Origin of the sequence: Amycolatopsis sp. MtRt-6 (assembly GCF_017308975.1) — a bacterium.
GTDB lineage: Bacteria > Actinomycetota > Actinomycetes > Mycobacteriales > Pseudonocardiaceae > Amycolatopsis.
The window spans coordinates 174,718-195,022 of sequence record NZ_JADWPD010000011.1 but is presented as its reverse complement, the minus strand read 5'-3'; the positions used below and the strand labels follow the sequence as shown (position 1 = coordinate 195,022).

At 71.0% G+C, this 20,305-nt stretch carries 19 protein-coding genes and 1 pseudogene; 8 read left to right on the top strand and 12 right to left on the bottom strand.

Annotated elements, in window-relative coordinates; translation table 11 throughout:
- The first annotated feature begins 178 nt into the window (after nt 1-178).
- Together ahcY and I4Q55_RS20680 are read left to right on the top strand one after the other, a co-directional pair.
- Nucleotides 179-1,639: an adenosylhomocysteinase gene (ahcY, locus tag I4Q55_RS20685; RefSeq protein ID WP_206789819.1), complete on the top strand. Its 1,461-nt coding sequence runs from the start codon at nt 179-181 to the stop codon at nt 1,637-1,639.
- Between the two features lie 136 nt (nt 1,640-1,775).
- Nucleotides 1,776-1,916 (top strand): hypothetical protein, encoded by a 141-nt coding sequence (locus tag I4Q55_RS20680; RefSeq protein ID WP_162472556.1) that lies wholly within the window; start codon nt 1,776-1,778, stop codon nt 1,914-1,916.
- A 327-nt stretch (nt 1,917-2,243) separates the two neighbouring features.
- Here I4Q55_RS20680 and I4Q55_RS49275 read toward each other — a convergent pair whose 3' ends face one another.
- The 7 genes from I4Q55_RS49275 to I4Q55_RS20650 all read right to left on the bottom strand — a co-directional run bounded on the left by I4Q55_RS49275 (nt 2,244) and on the right by I4Q55_RS20650 (nt 7,579).
- Entirely contained in the window at nt 2,244-2,453 is a 210-nt protein-coding gene (locus I4Q55_RS49275) for a hypothetical protein (RefSeq protein WP_242546369.1), read from the bottom strand.
- A 118-nt stretch (nt 2,454-2,571) separates the two neighbouring features.
- Complete coding sequence (locus I4Q55_RS20675) at nt 2,572-3,462, bottom strand: Ku protein (RefSeq protein WP_206789818.1); 891 nt, start codon at nt 3,460-3,462, stop codon at nt 2,572-2,574.
- A 75-nt stretch (nt 3,463-3,537) separates the two neighbouring features.
- Complete coding sequence (locus I4Q55_RS20670; protein WP_206789817.1) at nt 3,538-4,764, bottom strand: styrene monooxygenase/indole monooxygenase family protein; 1,227 nt, start codon at nt 4,762-4,764, stop codon at nt 3,538-3,540.
- Between the two features lie 17 nt (nt 4,765-4,781).
- Complete coding sequence (locus tag I4Q55_RS20665) at nt 4,782-5,408, bottom strand: ATP/GTP-binding protein (protein ID WP_206789814.1); 627 nt, start codon at nt 5,406-5,408, stop codon at nt 4,782-4,784.
- On the bottom strand, nt 5,383-5,751 hold the full coding sequence (locus tag I4Q55_RS20660) for a DUF742 domain-containing protein (RefSeq protein ID WP_206789812.1): 369 nt from the start codon (nt 5,749-5,751) through the stop codon (nt 5,383-5,385). The genes I4Q55_RS20665 and I4Q55_RS20660 overlap by 26 nt, the downstream gene beginning before the upstream one ends.
- Before the next feature lie 26 nt (nt 5,752-5,777).
- Nucleotides 5,778-6,215: a roadblock/LC7 domain-containing protein gene (locus I4Q55_RS20655; RefSeq protein ID WP_206789810.1), complete on the bottom strand. Its 438-nt coding sequence runs from the start codon at nt 6,213-6,215 to the stop codon at nt 5,778-5,780.
- The gene (locus I4Q55_RS20650) at nt 6,212-7,579 is read right to left on the bottom strand and encodes a sensor histidine kinase KdpD (RefSeq protein WP_206789808.1); all 1,368 of its coding nucleotides are present in this window, start codon (nt 7,577-7,579) and stop codon (nt 6,212-6,214) included. Before I4Q55_RS20650 ends, I4Q55_RS20655 begins: the two co-directional genes overlap by 4 nt.
- 363 nt (nt 7,580-7,942) lie before the next feature.
- Between I4Q55_RS20650 and I4Q55_RS20645 the strand changes: the two genes are divergently transcribed.
- Genes I4Q55_RS20645 through I4Q55_RS20635 form a run of 3 tightly spaced genes read left to right on the top strand, consistent with a single transcriptional unit; the run spans nt 7,943 to nt 12,341 of the window.
- Complete coding sequence (locus I4Q55_RS20645; RefSeq protein ID WP_206789806.1) at nt 7,943-8,608, top strand: TetR/AcrR family transcriptional regulator; 666 nt, start codon at nt 7,943-7,945, stop codon at nt 8,606-8,608.
- On the top strand, nt 8,602-10,335 hold the full coding sequence (locus I4Q55_RS20640) for an ABC transporter ATP-binding protein (protein WP_206789805.1): 1,734 nt from the start codon (nt 8,602-8,604) through the stop codon (nt 10,333-10,335). The genes I4Q55_RS20645 and I4Q55_RS20640 overlap by 7 nt, the downstream gene beginning before the upstream one ends.
- Nucleotides 10,332-12,341 (top strand): ABC transporter ATP-binding protein, encoded by a 2,010-nt coding sequence (locus I4Q55_RS20635; protein WP_307793271.1) that lies wholly within the window; start codon nt 10,332-10,334, stop codon nt 12,339-12,341. The genes I4Q55_RS20640 and I4Q55_RS20635 overlap by 4 nt, the downstream gene beginning before the upstream one ends.
- 37 nt (nt 12,342-12,378) lie before the next feature.
- Here the strand turns inward: I4Q55_RS20635 and I4Q55_RS20630 are convergent, their stop codons facing one another.
- Nucleotides 12,379-13,710, bottom strand: coding sequence for an amino acid permease (locus I4Q55_RS20630; RefSeq protein WP_206789804.1), 1,332 nt, complete (start codon nt 13,708-13,710; stop codon nt 12,379-12,381).
- Nucleotides 13,711-13,813: 103 nt separating this feature from the next.
- Between I4Q55_RS20630 and mmuM the strand changes: the two genes are divergently transcribed.
- Both mmuM and I4Q55_RS20620 read left to right on the top strand, forming a co-directional pair.
- Nucleotides 13,814-14,713, top strand: a complete 900-nt coding sequence (mmuM, locus tag I4Q55_RS20625; RefSeq protein ID WP_307793270.1) for a homocysteine S-methyltransferase — start codon at nt 13,814-13,816, stop codon at nt 14,711-14,713.
- A 47-nt stretch (nt 14,714-14,760) separates the two neighbouring features.
- Nucleotides 14,761-15,831, top strand: a complete 1,071-nt coding sequence (locus I4Q55_RS20620) for a DNA polymerase ligase N-terminal domain-containing protein (protein WP_206789802.1) — start codon at nt 14,761-14,763, stop codon at nt 15,829-15,831.
- 63 nt (nt 15,832-15,894) lie between these two features.
- Here I4Q55_RS20620 and I4Q55_RS50980 read toward each other — a convergent pair.
- From I4Q55_RS50980 to I4Q55_RS20605, 4 genes and pseudogenes are all read right to left on the bottom strand, one after another.
- A pseudogene (locus I4Q55_RS50980) lies at nt 15,895-16,014 on the bottom strand (ATP-dependent DNA ligase); the annotation flags it as partial.
- Between the two features lie 205 nt (nt 16,015-16,219).
- The gene (locus tag I4Q55_RS20615; protein ID WP_206789801.1) at nt 16,220-16,600 is read right to left on the bottom strand and encodes an SPW repeat protein; all 381 of its coding nucleotides are present in this window, start codon (nt 16,598-16,600) and stop codon (nt 16,220-16,222) included.
- A 55-nt stretch (nt 16,601-16,655) separates the two neighbouring features.
- Entirely contained in the window at nt 16,656-18,401 is a 1,746-nt protein-coding gene (locus I4Q55_RS20610; protein ID WP_206789800.1) for a BCCT family transporter, read from the bottom strand.
- Between the two features lie 116 nt (nt 18,402-18,517).
- Nucleotides 18,518-19,222 (bottom strand): DJ-1/PfpI family protein, encoded by a 705-nt coding sequence (locus I4Q55_RS20605; protein WP_206789799.1) that lies wholly within the window; start codon nt 19,220-19,222, stop codon nt 18,518-18,520.
- Nucleotides 19,223-19,321: 99 nt separating this feature from the next.
- On the opposite strand from I4Q55_RS20605, the gene I4Q55_RS20600 reads away from it, so the two are divergent.
- A complete protein-coding gene (locus I4Q55_RS20600; protein WP_206789798.1) occupies nt 19,322-20,299 on the top strand; it encodes a GlxA family transcriptional regulator in 978 nt (325 codons plus the stop codon).
- The last annotated feature ends 6 nt before the right edge of the window (nt 20,300-20,305 follow it).

Here is a 20,305-nt window from a genome sequence, read left to right as displayed (position 1 = left end):
GGCTTTGCCATCCTGGTCCCGGGCCGAGAGGCGCAGCGACGGAATTCTCTTCCGCCACGCTCGGCCCGAGACCACGACTCCAAGGGCGCCTCCCGCGAGGGAGGTGCCTTTTTCGTTGTCCCACGGGGACTTCCGCCTCCCGAGCGTTTCGCCGACGAACTCCGGAGCGCATCGAAGCATGAGTGACAAACTGCAGACCCGCCATGGCCTCGACTTCGCCGTGGCCGACCTTTCCCTCGCCGAGGCCGGCCGCACCCAGCTGCGGCTCGCCGAGCACGAGATGCCCGGCCTGATGGCGATCCGCCGCGAGTACGCCGCTGCCCGGCCACTGAAGGGCGCCCGCATCGCCGGGTCGCTGCACATGACCGTGCAGACCGCCGTGCTCATCGAGACGCTGGTGGCGCTCGGCGCGCAGGTGCGCTGGGTGTCCTGCAACATCTTCTCCACCCAGGACGAGGCCGCCGCCGCGGTCGTCGTCGGCCCGGACGGCACCGTCGACGCCCCGGCGGGCACCTCGGTGTTCGCGTGGAAGGGCGAGACGCTCGAAGAGTACTGGTGGTGCACCGACCAGCTCTTCGCCTTCCCCGGCGGGCAGGCCCCGAACATGATCCTCGACGACGGCGGCGACGCCACCCTGCTCGTCCACAAGGGAGTCGAGTTCGAGGCGGCGGGCGCGGTGCCGCAACCGTCCGAAGAGGACCCGGAGGAGTACCGGATCGTCCTCGAGACGCTGCGGGCGAGCCTGGCCGCCGACGGCGACCGCTTCACCCGGATGGCCAAGGAGATCCGCGGCGTCACCGAGGAGACGACCAACGGCGTCAAGCGGCTCTACAAGCTCGCGAAGGACGGCGAGCTGCTCTTCCCCGCGATGAACGTCAACGACTCGGTGACGAAGTCCAAGTTCGACAACAAGTACGGCATCCGGCACTCCCTTGTGGACGGACTGAACCGGGCCACCGACGTCATGATCGGCGGCAAGCGCGTGGTCGTCTGCGGCTACGGCGACGTCGGCAAGGGCGCGGTGGAGGCACTGCGCGGCCAGGGCGCCCGCGTCGCGGTCACCGAGATCGACCCGATCTGCGCGCTGCAGGCGGCGATGGACGGCCTCGACGTCGTCGAACTCGACGACGTGGTCGCCGACGCCGACATCTTCATCACCACCACCGGCAACTTCGGCATCATCTCGGCGGACCAGATGGGCCGCATGAAGCACAACGCGATCGTCGCCAACGTCGGGCACTTCGACAACGAAATCGACATGGCCGGGCTGGCGAAACTGCCCGGTATCGCGAAGAAGGAAATCAAGCCGCAGGTGCACGAGTGGACGTTCCCGGACGGCCACGCGATCATCGTGCTGTCCGAAGGGCGGCTGATGAACCTCGGTAACGCGACCGGGCACCCGTCGTTCGTGATGTCGAATTCCTTCACCAACCAGGCGATCGCGCAGATCGAGCTGTTCACCAAGCCGGGCGAGTACGCCACCGACGTCCACCGCCTGCCGAAGCACCTCGACGAAAAGGTGGCCCGCCTGCACCTCGACGCACTCGGTGTGAAACTCACCAAGCTCACGAAAGCGCAGGCCGAGTACATCGGCGTCGACGTCGAGGGGCCGTACAAGCTCGATCACTACCGGTACTGATTCAAGGTTGCTCCATTCGCCGTAGTTTGGTTTATCGGGAAACTGGCCATCCTCCGGTCGAGAGCGCATCCGCCCGGACGGCACGGAGCCGGGCCGGGTCTCATGCGAAGGAGTGTGTCAAGTGATCATTCTCGGTGTGATTCTGCTTGTCATCGGGTTCATCGTGGGCATCCCGGTGCTGTACACCATCGGTATCATCCTCGCGGTGGCCGGCGTGGCACTGGCCATCCTGGGCGGCACCGGCCGCCGGATCGGTGGCCGGGCGCACTGGTACTGATCCCGGGACACCGCCACGGCCTGGCGCGTCGGCAGCAGTGCCGGCCGCGCCAGGCCGTTCGGCCTGTCCGGGCCGCGCATCCGCGAGGCGCGGGCCTCCACACTGGACACACCCGGAAACGCGCCACATCCGGAAACGAAGGTGTCCTCCGGCTCCGAGGGGGAGGGAGAGCCGAAGGACCCCGTTAGTGTTAGCACATCGCCCAGCCCCTGTACACAGCTGCATACACGATCGTGTTACGCCCTTGACGCCGTCCGGCCGCCGTGCAGACCTCCCCGGCGGGCGCGGAAACCCGCCGGGGAGGCCGGCACCATCCTGGCGGGAGGCTCAGGAAGCCTGGCGCAGCAAGGGTTCCCGCGGCGCAGCGGCACAGCCGCACCCGCCGCCGACACCCCGGCAGTCGACGATCAGCCCGTGGCGCACGCGGTCACCGTCCCCGCAGGCCGGATCGGTGCACTCGGCGAATCCGCCTTCCGGGTGCACCACCAGCGTGCCGTGGCAGTGGTCGATCCCCGCGTCACAAGAGGCACACTCCATGACCGGCCGCCTTTCCGCGCTCGTGGACGACGTACACCCAAAGTAGAACCGGGGTGCCGCCGGGCCCGGCAGGGGCACGGCGTGTCGTCGCAACCACCCGTCCGGGCGGCCGCAGGCCTCAGGCGGACTTCGGCGCCCGCTTGCGGGCGGCCGGCTTCTTCTTCGCCGGCTTGGCGTCCTCATCGGACACAGCGGGCTCCTCGGACTCTGCGGACTCCGCGGCGGCCTGCCGCGACTTCTTCGCGGCGTCCACACTGGCCTGCAGCGCGGCCATCAGGTCGACGACGTCGGCCTTGGCGGTGACCGCCGCCGGCTTGGTCGTCTCGTCGCCCGCCACCTTGGCCTCGATCATCTGCTCGAGGGCTTCGCGGTAGTGGTCGTGGTACTTCTCCGGCTCGAACACCGGCTCGGCCAGCGAGTCGATCAGCGACCCGGCCATGGTCAGCTCCTGCGGCCGGATCTGCGGCGGGTCGTCGCGCAGGAACGGGAAGTCGGGCTCGCGGACCTCGTCCGGCCACAGCATCGTCGTCATCACCAGCACGTCGGCGTGCACCCGCAGCACCGCCATGCTCTCCCGCTGCCGCACCGCGACCTTGGCGATCGCGACCTGGCTCGACTTGTGCAGCGCGTCCCGCAGGACGACGTACGGCTTCACCGCGTTCTTCTGCGGCTCCAGGTAGTAGGTCCGGTCGTACTGGATCGGGTCGATCGACTCCAGCGGCACGAACTCCAGCACGTCGATCGTCCGCTGGGTGGACAGCGGCAGCTCGGCCATCTCCGCGTCGGTGATCACGACCATCTCGCCGTCGGGCAGCTCGTAGCCCTTGGCGATCTCGGCGTACGGCACTTCCTGGCCGTCGATCGTGCAGAACCGCTTGTACTGGATGCGGCCGCCGTCGGCCTCGTGCACCTGCCGGAGCGAGACGTTCTTGTTCTCGGTGGCCGCGTACAGCTGGATCGGGATGCTGACCAGCCCGAAGGACACCGAGCCCTTCCACATCGCCCGCATGCCAAGCACCTCCGGGGTCCGCCTTCACGCTACGTGACCACCGTAGCCCGAATCGTCCCTCCGCGACAGGGCGATCTAGACCTCTGCCAGGTACTTCTCCCAGAGTGCGGGGTCCATGAACCAGTGCTGGAAGTCGGACGGGTCCATGAACCCGTTCACGAACCGCCGGGCCACCGCCGGGTTCTGCCCGGCCACCCCGAGGATCTGGAGCACGTGCGGGGGCGGCGGCAGGAGCAGCGCGTTCGTCCATTCGGTGACGTGCCGGGCGTACTCCCAGTAGCGCTCGAACGTCGCTTCCATCCACGCGGCGTCGAACGGCCGGTCACCCCGGGCCACGATCGCGTCGAGGTAGGTGGCCGCGCAGTGGCTCGCGTTGTTCGACCCCTGCCCGGTGATCGGGTCGTTGGCCACCACGACATCGGCCATGCCGAGCACGATCGCCCCGCCGCCCACGGTGCCGACCGGGCGGCGGACCACCGGCGTGTACCCGCCCGCCAGGGTGGCCTTCCCGTCGGTCAGCTCGGCTTCGCGGCAACGCTCGTACTCCCACGGCACGAACTGCCGCATCAGGTCCAGCACGCGCCGGAAGTGCTCGTCGGGGCCGGGGCGGTCGTCGAAGCAGTCCAGCGGGCCGCCGGGCACGCCCTCGAAGAAGAGGATGTCGCAGTTCCCGCTCAGCGTGTACGCCGGGATCATGAACAGCTCGCCGACGCCGGGGACGATGTTGAACCGCACCCCCACCTTCTCCGGGTGCTCCGGCCGCCGGCCCACCCCGTGCGCGTAGACCAGCGACAGCGCGCGCATCGGCTGCGTGAACGGCGACCGCTCGGGCACGCGGTCGAACAGCTGGACCAGCTCGCCCTTGCCCGCCGAGATGACCACCAGGTCGTAGAGCTTGGCCAGCGCGTCCAGTTCGGACGTCATCACGCCGTGGATGACGAGCTTGCCGCCGCGGTCCTCGAACAGCTCCAGCCAGCCGGCCATCTTCACCCGCTGGTCGACCGACTGGGCGGGGTGGTCGAGCTCGGCGAACCAGTCGAGCGCGCGGCCGCCGTCCGGCGCGGCCACCGAGATGCCGAGGCCCTCGACGTCGACCGTCTCCGCCTCCCACAGGTTGATCCCGAGGTCACGCTCGTGCTGCAGCGCGTCGTGGAACATGCACTGCGTCGACATCACCCGCCCGCTCCGGATCTCCTCCGGCGTCCGCGCGGACATCACGGTGACGTCGTAGCCCTTCGCCTGCAGCCCGAGGGCCAGCTGCAGGCCGGACTGCCCGGCGCCCACGACCAGGACCTTGCGCATGGAGCTCGTTCTCCTTCTCAGGCGTGCGGGGCGGTGGCGGCGAGCTGGCGGCCCGCCGGGCCGGAGAGCACCGCCAGCGACAGCGTGTGGCCGACCAGCTCGGTCAGGGTGGCGATCGTCGACGCGCGGTCCCGGGCGTCGCAGGTCACCAGCGGGACGGCCGGGTCGAGGGCCAGCGCGTCGCGGACCTCGTCGAGGTCGTGCACCGGCTTGCCCTCGAACTGGTTGACCGCCACGACGAACGGCAGCTCCGAGTCGTTCTCGAAGTAGTTGATCGCCGCGAACGACTCGTCGATCCGGCTGGTGTCGACCAGCACGACCGCGCCGAGCGCGCCGCGGCTCAGGTCGTCCCAGAGGAACCAGAACCGCGCCTGCCCCGGCGTGCCGAACAGGTACAGCAGCAGGTCCGGGCGCAGGGTGATCCGGCCGAAGTCCATCGCGACGGTCGTGGTCGACTTGCCGCCGGGCGGGATCTCGTCGATCCCCTCGCCCGCCTCGGTCATCCACGCCTCGTTACTCATCGGCGGTACTTCCGACACCGCGCCGACGAACGTGGTCTTGCCGACACCGAAGCCCCCGGCGACGACGATCTTCGCGGAGATCGTCAGCAGATCGCCCTCAGGCGGGGAGCCGCTTGAGCCCATCAAGGATCCTCTCGAGCACGTTGGTGTCGTGGTGGTAGGCGTGCGCGGTGGGGTGGACGAACACCGCGCCCTGGGTGGCGAGGTCGCCGAGCAGCACCCGCACCACGCCCAGCGGCAGGTCCAGCCCGACCGAGAGCTCGGCGACCGAGCACCGCACCCGGGCGCGTTCGTAGAGCGAACGCGACTCGGGCATCAGCGTGTCGCTCAGCGCGGGGTCGTACTGCGGCACCGAGATCAACGTCTCCACCAGCAGCTGGTGGCGGGTGCCGGTGCGGCCGCCGGTGAGCGCGTACGCCCGGATCCGGCGGCTGCGCCGCGGCAAGGCGGTGTCCTTTCCGGACATCGGCATCACATCCTCAGGCACGGCCATCACACCCCGGGGCGGCGCGCGGTGAGCACCTGGCGCAGTTCGGCGCGCACCTCGGGGGTGAGCGCGTGGCCGGCGTTGGTGATGAACTGGGTCATCTCGTAGGCGACCACCTTCATGTCCGCTTCGCCCGAGGTCAGCACCGCGAGCCCGGCCCCGGACCCGATGCCCATGAACAGGAAGTAACCGTGGGTGAGCCGGATGATGATCTGCTCGCAGGTGCCCTTCCCGAACAGCGCCGCGCTGTTGCCGGCCAGCGACAGCAGGCCGCTGGCGATCGCGGCGAGCTGTTCGGCCTCGGCCTCGCCGACCGAATCCGAGGCGGTCAGCGGGAAGCCGTCCACGCTCATGATCAGCGCGTGGCTGACGCCGTGGACCTTGCGCACGAAGTCGTCGAGCAGCCACGCGAAGTTCGCCGTGGCCACGTGGGGGTCGCTCACGAGGCGGTTCCTCCGGGCGTCTCGTCCTGCCGGGTGCGGTGCTCGGCGAGCGCGGCCTGCTCGCCGTCGGCGAACGCGCCGAGGTCGGCCAGCAGCTGCTCGTGCCCGGCGGTGTCCGCCGCCGGTGGCGGTGGCGGAGGTGGTTCCGGCGCGGCGGCGCGGATGCTGCCGGGCACGCGGCGCGGCAGGCCGTTCGCCGTGGTCCCGCCGACGGTCCCCTCGGCGACCGGGCGGGGCCGCGGGCTGGGCTTGCGCGGCGCCAGCGGCTCCGGCGTCCCCGGGGAGAAGGTGCCCGCGCGGCGGCGCGGCAGCCCGCCGACGGTGGCCGGTTCGCGGCCGTTCCCGGCCGTGGCCGGTTCGGCGGTGACAGCGCCGTCCGGGGCTCCGCCCCGCGCCGGGGGCTCCGCCACCCGGCCCCCCGCACCGAAGACCGTGTCATCCGGGGCTCCGCCCCGCGCCGGGGGCTCCGCCACCCGGACCCCCGCACCGAAGACTGTGCGCGTGCCCGACCACGCGTGCTCGGCGTGCTCGGTGACGATGCCGGTGGGCAGCAGCACGGTGGCCACCGTGCCGTGCGGGCTGCGCCGGTCGAGCCGCACGGTGACGCCGTGCCGGGCGGCCAGGCGGGCGACGACCGCGAGCCCCATGTGCCGCGCCGAGGCGTCGTCGAGGTCGCCACCCGCGGCCAGGCGCGCGTTGAGGTCGCCGATGCGGTCGGCCGGGATGCCGATGCCCTCGTCCTCGATCCGGACGAGCACGCTGCCCTGCTCGGTCAGGTGCGCGCTGACGTGCACCGGCGAGCTCGGCGACGACTGGTTGGCGGCGTTGTCGAACAGCTCCGCGAGCACCCGGCCCAGGTCCTCGGCGGCGAAGCCGACCACGCCGAGGTTGACCACGCGGCCGATGGTGATCCGCGCGTAGTGGTTGATCGAGGACATCGCCGCGCGCATCAGGTCGAGCACCGACGTCGCGCGGGCGGCGTCGTCGGCGGTGTCCTGCCCGGCGAGCACGCGCAGGTTCTCGGCGTTGCGCCGCAGCCGCGTCGCGAGGTGGTCGAGCTGGTAGAGCTCGGCGAGGCGGTGGTGGTCCTCCTCCTCCGCCTCCAGCTCCTCCAGCCGGGCGAGGAGCTGGTCGAGGAGGTTGAGGTCACGCAGGGCGACGCTGGCGCAGATCTCGGCCAGCACGCCTTCGCCGGACGGGGCCGCCACCGGCTCCGGCCGGGTCAGCTCCACGAACGCCGGTCCGGCCGCGGGCGCGTGGCCCGGGTGCTTGGGCGGCGCGGTGAGGAACTGCGCGGCGGCGACGCGCGAACGGTCCAGCAGGACGCGTGATCGATCCAGGAGTTCCCGGGCCCGGCTCGCCATGTGGTCCCACTTCTTCCTTGATCAGGTACCGAAACGACTGTGCTGTCGAACGACTGCTTCGCCGGCCCCCGGCGGCGATGCGGGACATGCAAGCAGAAAGGTTCGTGGGATGTCCACACGCGGTCTCCGTGCGAACGCGGTGTGTGATCGGGAATTCGGAGCGTCGCTGCTGGTGAGCGCAGTGGATTAGGCCATTCGGTTCAATTTTGCACTTTGCACCCCGCAACAGAGCGCACATGGCCGCCGAACCCGCAGCTGAGGAAGGCTGTTCCCGGGAAGTCCCAGGTCGCGTCCGATTCGTCCCAACTTTGCGTGCCACGCAAATTTTTGCGGGGCACGCAATTTTTTCGCTACACTCTGCACATGCCGCCGGAAGAACCACCGAAGCAGCTGACCCTGCGCGAGCGGAAGAAGCGCGAGGCCCGCCGCGCGCTCGCGCAGGCCGCGCTGCGGCTGACGCTGGAGCGGGGACTGGAGAACGTCCGGGTGGAGGACATCGCCACCGAAGTGGGAGTCTCCCCGCGGACGTTCAACAACTACTTCTCCAGCAAGGAGCAGGCGGTCTGCTCGGTCGTCGTCGACCGGCACGAGGGGATGCGCGAAGCCCTGCTCGCCCGGCCGGCGGGCGAGCCGCTCTGGGAGTCCGTCAAGCAGGCGGTGCTGGAGCAATATTCACGTGAGGGCGAGCCGGATCGCGCGTATGTTGCGCGTATCCGGGAGCTGATGGGCCAGCTCATGCTGCGCGGGGAATTCCTGAACGCCCACGCGGCGGTCGAGCGGGTCCTCGCCGAAACGATCGCGAAGCGGGTGGGCGGTGTGGACCACCTGTTGTGCCGGTTGATGGCCTCCTCGGTGGAAAGCGCCGTCCGCGTCGCCTTCGTCAACTGGTTCACCGAGGGCGAACCGCTCCTGCCGACCCTGGAGCGGCTGCTGGACGAGCTGTCCGCCGGGATGCCGACCCTGGCCGGCGCGACCGCGGACCCCGAACCGAACACCACCACCACTCCTCTGGGGGAATCGTTGTGCTAGTCAAGCTCCTGCGCAGTCACCTGCGCCCGTACCGGGGCACCCTGTGGGTGATCGTCGCGCTCCAGCTGGTGCAGACGGTCGCCATGCTCTACCTGCCGACGCTGAACGCCGACATCATCGACGACGGCCTGATCAAGGGCGACATGGCGTACATCCTGCGGGTCGGCGCGATGATGCTCGCCGTCACGCTGGCCCAGATCGCCGGCTCGATCGGCGCGGTGTACTTCGGCGCCCGTACGGCGATGGCGATCGGCCGCGACATCCGCGCCGGCGTCTTCCACCGGGTGCAGGACTTCTCGGCCCGCGAGGTCGGCCAGTTCGGCACGCCGTCGCTGATCACCCGCACCACCAACGACGTCCAGCAGATCCAGATGCTGGTGCTGATGACGCTGACGCTGATGGTGTCCGCGCCGATCATGTGCGTCGGCGGGATCATCCTCGCCCTCAACCTCGACGTGCCGCTGTCGTCGCTGCTGCTGGTCATCGTGCCGGTGCTGGCCGTCGCCCTCGGCACGATCATCGCGAAGATGCGCCCCGCGTTCCGGTCGATGCAGGAGCGCATCGACCGGATCAACCAGATCCTGCGCGAGCAGATCATGGGCATCCGGGTCATCCGGGCGTTCGTGCGCGATAAGCACGAACGCGCGCGCTTCGACGTCGCCAACGACGAGCTGCTCACCGTGTCGCTGCGGGTCGGGCGGCTGATGGCGCTGATGTTCCCGATCGTGACGCTGGTGGTGAACGTGTCCAGCGTCGCGGTGCTGTGGTTCGGCGGGCAGCGGATCGACTCCGGCAGCATGCAGATCGGTGCCATGACGGCGTTCCTGTCCTACCTGCTGCAGATCCTGATGGCCGTCATGATGGCCACGTTCATGTTCATGATGGTGCCGCGCGCGGAGGTCAGCGCCGAGCGGGTCAGCGAGGTGCTGGACACCGCCTCGAGCGTCCGCCCGCCGGTGTCGCCGATCCGGCCCGGCGCGGTGCACGGGCACCTGGAGCTCTCCGGTGTGGAGTTCCGGTACCCCGGCGCGGAGAAGCCGGTGCTGTGCGACATTTCGCTGATCGGGCGGCCGGGTGAGACCACCGCCGTGATCGGGTCGACCGGGACCGGCAAGACCACGCTGCTCAACCTGATCCCCCGGCTGATGGACGCCACCGCCGGCACGGTGAAGGTCGACGGCGTCGACGTGCGCGACCTCGATCCGGACGTGCTCGCCCGCGCGGTCGGGCTGGTGCCGCAGAAGCCGTACCTGTTCGCCGGCACGGTGGCGAGCAACCTGCGCTACGGCAACCCGGACGCGACCGACGAAGAGCTGTGGCACGCGCTGGAAGTGGCGCAGGGCAAGGACTTCGTCGAGGCGATGCCCGAGGGGCTCGAAGCGCCGATCGCCCAGGGCGGCACGAACGTCTCGGGCGGCCAGCGGCAACGGCTCGCGATCGCCCGGATGCTGGTGCACAAACCGGAGATCTACCTGTTCGACGACTCGTTCTCGGCGCTCGACTACGCGACCGACGCGGCCCTGCGCCGCGCGCTGGTGGCGGAGACGAAGGACGCCACGGTGGTCATCGTCGCGCAGCGGGTGAGCACCATCCGGAACGCCGACCGGATCATCGTCCTCGACGAAGGCCGCGTCGTCGGCACCGGCACCCACCACGAACTCTTCGACGGCAACGAAACCTACCGCGAGATCGTGCTGTCCCAGCTGACCGAACAGGAGGCGGCGTGAGTACCACGGAATCCGCCAAAGCCGCCGTCACCGACGCCGGGGAACGGCCGGCCGCCGAGCGGCAGCAGAACACCGGGAACGCCGCCGGCGGGGCCGCCCGGTGGATGTCGGGCGGCGCGCCGCCGGAGAAGGCCCTCGACTTCAAGGGATCCCTCAAGCGGCTGCTGCGGCTGCTGAGACCGCAGCGGGCCGCTCTGATCGGCGTGCTGGTGCTGGGCGCGGCCAGCGTCGCGCTGACCGTCATCGGGCCGAAGATCCTCGGCCACGCCACCGACCTCATCCTCGCCGGCGTGCTCGGCAAGCAGGTGCCGCCGGGGGTGACCAAGGAGCAGATCGTCGCCGGCCTGCGGGCCCGCGGCGACAGCACGCTCGCCGACATCTACAGCCGGGTCGACCTGGTGCCCGGCGCCGGCATCGACTTCGACGCGGTCGGCCGGATCCTGCTGATCGTGCTGGCGCTGTTCGTCTTCTCGGCGTTCTTCGGGCTCATCCAGGCCCGGCTGACGACCACCCTGGTGCAGCAGGCGGTGTACCGGCTGCGCCAGGATGTCGAGAACAAGTTCGCGCGGCTGCCGCTGAAGTACTTCGACCGCCAGCCGCGCGGCGAGGTGCTTTCCCGCGTCACCAACGACATCGACAACCTGGCGCAGTCGCTGCAGCAGACGCTCTCGCAGATCGTCTCGTCGCTGCTGACGGTGATCGGCGTGCTGATCATGATGTTCCTGATCTCGCCGCTGCTGGCGCTGATCGTGTTGGTGACCGTGCCGGCGTCGGCGATCCTGGCCGCGAAGATCGGCAAGCGGGCGCAGCCGAACTTCATCAAGCAGTGGTCGACGACCGGGAAGCTCAACGCCCACGTCGAGGAGATGTACACCGGGCACTCGCTGGTCAAGGTGTTCGGCCGCCGCGCGGAGTCCGCGGCGATCTTCGACAAGCAGAACGAGACGCTGTACCAGGCGAGCTTCAAGGCGCAGTTCATCTCCGGGATGATCCAGCCGGCGATGATGTTCATCGGCAACCTGAGCTACGTGCTGGTGGCGGTGATCGGCGCGCTGCGCGTCGCGTCGGGCAGCCTGACGCTCGGCGAGGTGCAGGCGTTCATCCAGTACTCGCGCCAGTTCAGCCAGCCGGTCACGCAGATCGCCAGCATGGCGAACCTGCTGCAGTCCGGCGTCGCCTCGGCCGAGCGGGTGTTCGCGCTGCTCGACGCCGAGGAGCAGGCGCCGGAGCCCGCTTCGCCGGAACGGCCGGCGGTGGTCCGGGGGCGCGTGGAGTTCCAGGACGTCTCGTTCCGCTACCAGCCGGACAAGCCGCTGATCGACGACCTCTCGCTGACCGTCGAGCCCGGTCAGACGGTGGCGATCGTCGGTCCGACCGGCGCGGGGAAGACGACTCTGGTCAACCTGCTCATGCGGTTCTACGAGCTCGACGGCGGGCGGATCACGCTCGACGGCGTCGACATCGCGAAGATGAACCGCGAAGAACTGCGCGACCAGACCGGCATGGTGCTGCAGGACGCGTGGCTGTTCGGCGGCACGATCGCGGAGAACATCGCCTACGGCGCCGACAACCCGAGCCGCGAGGAGATCGTCGAAGCGGCGAAGGCGACGCACGTGGACCGCTTCGTGCGCACCCTGCCGGACGGGTACGAGACCGTGCTCGACGACGAGGGCGGCACGGTCAGCGCGGGTGAGAAGCAGCTGATCACCGTGGCGCGGGCGTTCCTGGCCAAGCCGGTCATCCTCATCCTCGACGAGGCGACCAGCTCGGTCGACACCCGCACCGAGGTGCTCATCCAGCGGGCGATGAACTCGCTGCGCAGTGGCCGCACGAGCTTCGTCATCGCGCACCGCCTCTCGACGATCCGCGACGCGGACGTGATCCTGGTGATGGAGCACGGCCGCATCGTCGAGCAGGGCGACCACGAAACGCTGCTGCACAGCGGGGGCGCGTACGCGCGGCTGTACGCGGCTCAGTTCGCCGAAGCCATGGCGGAAACGGACTGACCGCCGGCGTCGTGCGGGGAAGCGGCTCGGCTTCCCCTCACGACGCCGGCCGCCGGGCCGAGAGCCAGACGTGCACGAGCAGCCCGGCGGCGAGGAACAACGTGCCCTGGTACACCGCGGCGTAGCCGGCGCCGGCGATCAGCCACAGCGACACGGCGAACGACACCCCGGCCACGGTGACGTCCAGCGCCAGGCGTCCACCGCGGACCTTCTCGCGGTCGCCGCGCGCCAGCCAGTGGAGCTGGGCGGCCGCGGACAGCAGGTAGGGCACCGCCGCGGTGAAGCTCGTGATCAGCACCAGGACCCGGAAGACCTGCCCGGCCCCGGCGAAGTGGTTGAAGAGGATCAGCACGGAGGCCAGGACGACGCCGATCAGCGCGCCGGCCCAGGGCACGCCCCGGCGCACCCGGGTGAACACCCGCGGGAAGAGCCCGTCGACGGCGGCCGCGTAGGGCATCTGGGCGCTCATCAGGATCCAGCCGTTGAGCGCGCCGACGATCGACAGCACGGCCGCGACGGCCATCACCACGCCACCGGCTGTCCCGCCGAACAGCGCGTTCAACGCGTCGGAGAACGGCGCCGCCGACCCGGCCAGCGCGGTGTGGGGCACCAGGCCGAACACGGCGACGGTGCCCAGCACGTAGACCACCGCGGCGGCGACCGTGCCCAGGACGCCCGCGCGGATGACATTACGTTTCGGGTTCCGCACCTCGCCGGCGCTGACCGCCGCCGACTCGACCCCGAGGTAGGAGTACAGCAGGATCGCCGCGGCCGCCGACATCGAGGGCAGGACGCCCTGGCCCGTCGCGTCGAACGGGCCGAAGTTGCCCGCGTGGACGAAGAACGGCCCGACAAGGGCGACCACCGCCAGCGGCAGGAACTTCAGGACCGTCGAGACGATCTGCGCGGCGGCGACGTACTTGAGCCCGGCGAAGTTCGTCAGCGCGGGCAGCCACAACGCCGCCAGGGCGAGCAGCGCCTGCCAGCCGGCGCCGCCGGGCACCGGGAGCAGGATCTGCAGGTACCCCACCGCCGCGACCGCCAGCGCCGCGTTGCTGGCCCACGTCATCGTCCAGTAGGACCAGACCGAGACAAAACCGGCGAAGTCCCCGAAAGCCTCGCGCGGGTAGACGTAGAGCCCGCCGGTGACCGGCGTCCGGGCGGCAAGCCTGCCGAAGAGCACCGCCAGCGCCACCGCGCCCACGGTGAGCACCCCCAGTGCGACGAGGCTCACCGTGCCGTACGGCGCCACCGTCGCGGGCAGCAGGAACACCCCGCCGCCGATGATGTTGCCGGTGACCAGGCACACAGCGGTCAGCAGGCCGAACCGGCGTTTCACGGGCTGTTCGGCGGGCGTGTTCGGCGTCATGCTCACTCTTCCGGGGTGGACGTCCCTTGTGGACGTTCGGCTCGGGGATCCTACGAGGCGGGAAGATCGGCTCTCACGGACTGGGAATGCTACGTTCGCCCGCGTGCCGTCTCTCGAAACCGCGTTGTCCCGCGGCCCCGTCGTCCTCGACGGCGGGCTGTCCAACCAGCTGGAAGCCGCCGGGCACGACCTGTCCGACGAGCTGTGGACCGCGCGCCTCCTGCGTGACGATCCCGCGGCCCTCGTCGACGCGCACCTCGCCTATTTCGCGGCCGGGGCGAGCGTCGTCCTCACCGCGAGCTACCAGGCCAGCTTCCCCGGCTTCGCCCGCCACGGCATTTCCGCCGAGGAGACCGCGGAGCTGTTGCGCCGCAGCGTTTCCCTCGCGAAGACGGCCCGGGACGCGGGCCCGGATCGTCCACTGTGGATCGCCGCCTCGGTCGGGCCGTACGGCGCGTCCCTGGCCGACGGCTCGGAGTACCGGGGCCGGTACGGCCTGAGCGCGGCGCGGCTGCGCGAGTTCCACCTGCCGCGGCTGGCGGTCCTCGCCGAGGCCGGGCCGGACCTGTTCGCCGTCGAAACCATCCCGGACGTCGAGGAAGCCGCGGTCCTCGTCGCGATCGCGGCGGAGCTGGACGTCCCGCTGTGGCTGTCCTACACCGTGGCCGGGACCTCGACCCGGGCCGGCCAGCCGCTCGGCGAGGCCTTCGCGCTCGCCGCCGGGGTCCCGCAGGTGATCGCCACCGGGATCAACTGCAGCGCACCGGAAGACGTCCCGGCCGCCGTCGCGCTCGCGGCGGCGGCCACCGGGAAACCGGTGGTCGTCTACCCCAACAGCGGCGAGGTGTGGGACGCCGCGGCCCGCCGGTGGACCGGCCGGGCGAGCTGGGCGCCGGCGGACGTGCGGAGCTGGGTCGACGCCGGCGCCCGGCTGATCGGCGGCTGCTGCCGCGTCGGCCCGGAGGGGATCGCCGGGTTGGCGGCCACCGTCGCGACACCGTGACCCGCTACCCTGGAAGCTCTTCGAGCGGAAGGGGTACCGGGGCGCCCATGGCCGACAGACTCGAGGAGTACCGGCGCAAGCGGCGTCGCTCCCGCACTCCCGAACCGTGGCCGGAAGGCCCGCCGCAACCTGGGAACGACAACCTGTTCGTCATCCAGGAACACCACGCCACCCGGCTGCACTGGGACTTCCGGCTGGAGCGCGACGGCGTGCTGGTCTCGTGGGCGGTGCCGAAGGGCCTGCCGCTCTCCCCCGGCGTCACGCGCCTGGCGGTGCACACCGAAGACCACCCCATGGAGTACCTCGACTTCGAGGGCGAGATCCCGGCCGGCGAGTACGGCGGCGGGTGGATGGCGATCTGGGACACCGGGCGCTACGAAACCCTGCACTGGAACAACCACAAGGTCGAGGTCGTCTTCCACGGCGGCAAGGCGAACGGTAAGTACCTCTTCCTCAACCGGCACAACCCCGAGGACGAGGGCGACTGGACGCTGCGCCGCCTCGACCCGGCCGAGCCCGGGCACGAGGACTCCCCCGAGTTCCTCGAGCCGATGACCGCGGTCGACGGCGAACTGCCCGCCGAGGACGGCGATTGGGCCTACGAGTTCGACTGGGGCGGCGCCCGCACGATGCTGTGCGTGTCCGGCGGCCGCATCGCCGCGCACGACGACACCGGCGCCGACGTCATCGGACGCTGGCCGGAGCTGCACAAGCTCGGCGAAACCCTGGGCTCGACGGAGGTGCTGCTCGACGGCGAGATGGTCGTGGTCTGCGACGGGCGCCCGGATCCCGCGGGGCTCGTCCGGCGCGGCCGCGCCGAGGGCAACGACGCCAAGCGGATGGCCAAGCACTGCCCGGCGTTCTTCTTCGCCTACGACCTGCTGCACTACGAAGGCCGGACGACGCTGGACCTGCCCTACCTCGAACGCCGGGACATGCTGGCCGACCTCGGCCTGTCCGGCGGCAACTGGCAGGTGCCGCGCTACTTCCACGGCGGCGGCGAGGCCGTGCTCGCCGCGGCGCGGGAGAACGGCCTCGGCGGGATCTACGCGAAACGCGCCGGCGGCGAGTACCGCCTGGGCAAGGCCGACGGCGACTGGCTCCGGATCCGAACGTGAAACGGCCTCCCCGTCGTCGCAGATGACGTGCCGCACGTCGCTGGTCGTCCGCTGCGGGATCGCCTCGACGCGGATCCAGGAGGGCAGCTTCGGGCTGACCTCCTTCTGGTACCAGGTCTGGCCCGCGATGCCGTTCGGGTAGCGGCGCAGGGTCAGCGGCCGGCCGCGCAGGTGCGGCACCATCGCCTCGGCGACCGTCCGGTAGTGCCCGACGACGTCGCCCTTGGTCAGCCCGGCCTCGGGGTAGTAGATCTTGCCCGGGTTCGAGGTCGTGATCTCGGCGGGGTCCAGCACGCCTCCCAGGGGTCGGCGGCGGGCCCCTCCACCCGCACGCGCTCCTGGGCGGAGCTTGCCCCCCTCGGGGCCGGCACGTCCACCCGGAGCGTGCTCAGCGCTCGCCCGCGAGCGCCGAGCACACGCCGGCCACCACGACCACCGCGCCCGCGACGACGTTGCCGACCAGCGCGGCCGTCGACGGCGGTGTCTCCCCCGCCGAGGACAGCAGCCACGGCGAAAGCGCCACCCACACGCCGAGGACCGGGACGACCCAGCCCAGCAGGCGCACGCGCCGCGTCGCCGCGCGGGCGATCGCCAGCGCGACCAGGACGAGACCGAGCACCGTGTCGCTGAGCGCGAGCACGCCCGCGCCGCCGAAGCCGGCGATCCACGGGGCGAGTACGAGGTAGAGCCCGGCCAGCAGGACCAGTCCGGCGGCCGCGCCGACCACCGCGGTGCGGTGCCGGACGGCCGGGGTGCTGCGGGATGTCATCTCCTCACCTCCCCCCGGAGAGGTACCCCCTCGTCGCACCCGGTAACCGGTCGGTTCAGGTGCGGCGGGTGCGCCCGCGCAGGCGACGGCGCTCGGCGGCGGCGTCGGTGCGTTCCTCGTGCAGTTCCTTCAGCGACCGCATCATCGCGTCCTCCTGCTGCATCAACGGGTCGTGGCGCAGGTCCATCCAGACCGACACGCACAGCCCGACCATCACGAACAGGAACGGCACCGCGATCAGGATGGTGAGGTTCTGCAACCCGGTCAGCGCCTCGTTCCCGCCGACCAGCAGCATGACCGCCGCGACGGCGCCCATCAGCACACCCCAGAAGACCACCACGCCCTTCCGCGGATGCACGCTGCCGCGCTGGGACAGCGTCCCCATCACCACCGACGCGGCGTCCGCGCCGGAGACGAAGAAGATCGACACCAGGAGCATCACCAGGACCGCGATCGGCACGAACCACGGCAGGGTCTCCAGCAGCTCGAACGTCGCCGACTGGGCGCTGCCCGCGCCCGCGATGTCCGTGCCCGCCCGCTGCCTGCTGATCGCCGCGCCGCCGAAGATCGCGAACCACAGCAGGCTCACGATGCTCGGGATCGCGATGACCCCGAAGATGAACTGCCGGATGGTGCGGCCGCGCGAGATCCGCGCGATGAACATTCCGACGAACGGCGTCCACGAGATCCACCACGCCCAGTAGAAGACCGTCCAGCCGCCGAGCCAGGTCTGCATCTGCTCGCCGCCGGTCATCCCGGTGCGGCCGGACATCTCGGCGAACTCGCGGAAGTAGTCGCCGATCGCGCCGGGCACGATGTTGAGAATCAGCACGGTCGGCCCGACCACCAGCACGAACACCGCGAGCACCGCGGCGAGCACCATGTTGATGTTGGACAGCCATTGGATGCCCTTGGCCACCCCGGACACGGCCGAGGCGATGAACGCGATGGTGAGGATCGCGATGATCGCGACCAGCAGGCCCTTGCCCGGGTCGTCGATCCAGCCGACGGCGCCCATCCCGCCGCCGACCTGCAGCGCGCCGAGGCCGAGCGAGGCGGCCGAGCCGAAGAGCGTGGCGAAGATCGCCATGACGTCGATCGCCTTGCCCAGCGGGCCTTCGGTGCGCCGTTCCCCGAACAGCGGGGCGAACACGGAGCTGATCAGCTGGCTGCGGCCCCTGCGGAAGGTGCTGTAGGCGATCGCGAGGCCGACGACCGCGTAGATCGCCCACGGGTGCACGGTCCAGTGGAACAGCGTCGTCGCCATCGCGGTGTGGACGGCTCCGTCGGAGCCGGGGGCCGCGGTGCCCGGTGGCGGGCTGGCGAGGTGGGACACCGGTTCGTACACGCCGAAGAACATCAGGCCGATCCCCATCCCGGCGCTGAACATCATCGCGATCCACGACGACGTCCGGAACTCGGGCAGTTCCGTGTCCTGCCCCAGCGGGATCCGGCCGTACCGGCTGATGGCCAGGCACACCGCGAAGAGCACGAACCCGCTGGCGGTGAGCACGAAAGCCCAGCCGCCGTAGGGGATCACGGCGTCGTTCAGGACAGTGGACGCGACGTCGGCGAGGCTGCCCGGGGCGAGCACTCCCCAGGCGATGATCGCGACCGCGAGCACCGCCGCCACCCAGAACACGACGCGGTCGGTGGCGGCCGGCTTGTCGGCGGCGAGGTCGAGGGGGACATGCTCGTCGGGCGGGTGTCCGGGTCCCGTCGTCTCCGGGGCGTTGGCGAGGTCCGTGGTGGCACCCGCCACGACCTCTTCTTCCGCTGGCTTACCGTCCTGCGAGCTCATCGTTCAGCACGCGCCGAGGAAAAGCGCGATCTCCTTCCGCCCGGATCGACCCGTTCGCACCACTGCACCCTAACCACAAACCGGGCTGGGAGCAGCGGAAACGAGCGAACGTCGGCTCAGGCGTGCGCGAGGAGCTTCTCCATCAGCTCCGGATGCTCCTTCAGCCCTTCGCGCAGCGTGTGCTCCCGCAGCGGCTTCAGGTCGCCGTACGGCTGGTTCGCCCAGTCCAGCGCCCCCTGCGGCGGCTCGGGGTCGTACTCGATGGCGAACTGGATGTTCGTCGCGACCTGGCGCCCGGCCAGCCGCTCCGCCAGGTGCAGGGCCAGGTCGATGCCGGCCGAGACGCCCGCCGCGGTGATCACCGGGCCGTCCTCGACCCACCGCCGGGCGACCGGGGTCGCGCCGAGGGCGGTCAGCAGGTCGCGGAACATCCAGTGCGTGGTCGCCTGCCTGCCGGCCAGGAGCCCGGCCGCGCCGAGGACGAGCGAGCCGGTGCACACCGACGTCACCAGCTCCGCGGAGCCGGCCGCGGTGCGCAGCCAGGCGAGGAGGCGCTCGTCCGCCATCGCGTGCAGCGTCGGGACGGTGCCGCCGGGCACCAGTACCGCGAAGGGCGCCGGCACCTCGTCGAAGGTGTGGCTCGGGGCGATCCGCAACGGCGTGTCGGTGCCGACGGTGTCCTTCGTGGCGCCGACGACGACGGTCCGGAAGCGCGGGTCCAGCTGCCCGAGCGCGCTCAGCACCTGCAGCGGACCCACGAGGTCGAGCGGCGTCAGGCCGGGGTAGACGACGAAGGCGATGGTCTTCTGCTCATCGGTCATGCGGTCCACCGTGGCGGGGCCGGCGGCCGGGGGTGGCACGAATGTCCGAATTCCTGCGAACCACGTCCGAGTGCCGGGCGGGACTGCTAGCGTTCGACCATGGCAGGGTCACCCAGACGGGTCGTGATCGTCGGTTACGCCGACGCCGAGCTGCTGGACATCGCCTGCCCCGCCGACGTGTTCGACGCGGCGAACCGGCTCGGCGCGCGACCGCCGTACGAGCTGCAGCTGGCCTCGGTCGACGGCCACGGCATCCGCACCTGCTCCGGGCTGACGCTGCAGCCGCACCTGCGCCTCGACCAGGTCGCCGGCGACCTGGACACACTGGTCGTGTCGGGTGGCTGGGGCAGCACGGCCGCGGCGGCCGACGAGCGCGTCCTGGCCCACGTGCGGCGGCTCGCCCGCACCAGCCGCCGGGTGGCGTCGGTGTGCACGGGCGCGGAGGTGCTCGCGGCGGCGGGGTTGCTCAACGGCCGCCGCGCGACGACCCACTGGCGCTACGCGGACCGGCTGGCCCGGGAGTACCCGGCGGTGACGGTGGACCCGGTGCCGCTGTACGTCCGCCACGGCAACGTCTACACGGCGGCGGGCGTGACGAGCGGACTGGACCTGACGCTGTCGCTGGTGGAGGCCGACCACGGCCCGTCGCTGGCCCGCGAGGCGGCCCGGATGCTCGTCACGTACCTGCAGCGGCCCGGGAACCAGGCCCAGGTGAGCTTGTTCCTGGCCGGACCGCCACCGGAGCACCGCGAGGTCCGCGACCTCACGGCGTACATCACCGAGCACCTCGACGCCGACCTCGGCACGCCGGCGCTGGCGGCCCGCGCGGGGATCAGCACCCGCCAGCTGACCCGCCTGTTCGACGCGCACCTCGGCACGACCCCGGGCCGCTACGTCCGCACGATCCGCACGGAGCACGCGGCGCGGTTGTTGTCGGGCACGGACCTCCCGCTGGCCACGATCGCCCGCCGCTGCGGCTTCGGCTCGACGGAGACGTTGCGCCAGGCCTTCCTCGACCACTTCGACACGCCCCCGTCGGCCTACCGGCGAGTCCACGTCCGCCAAGCCCACGGCTGATGCCCC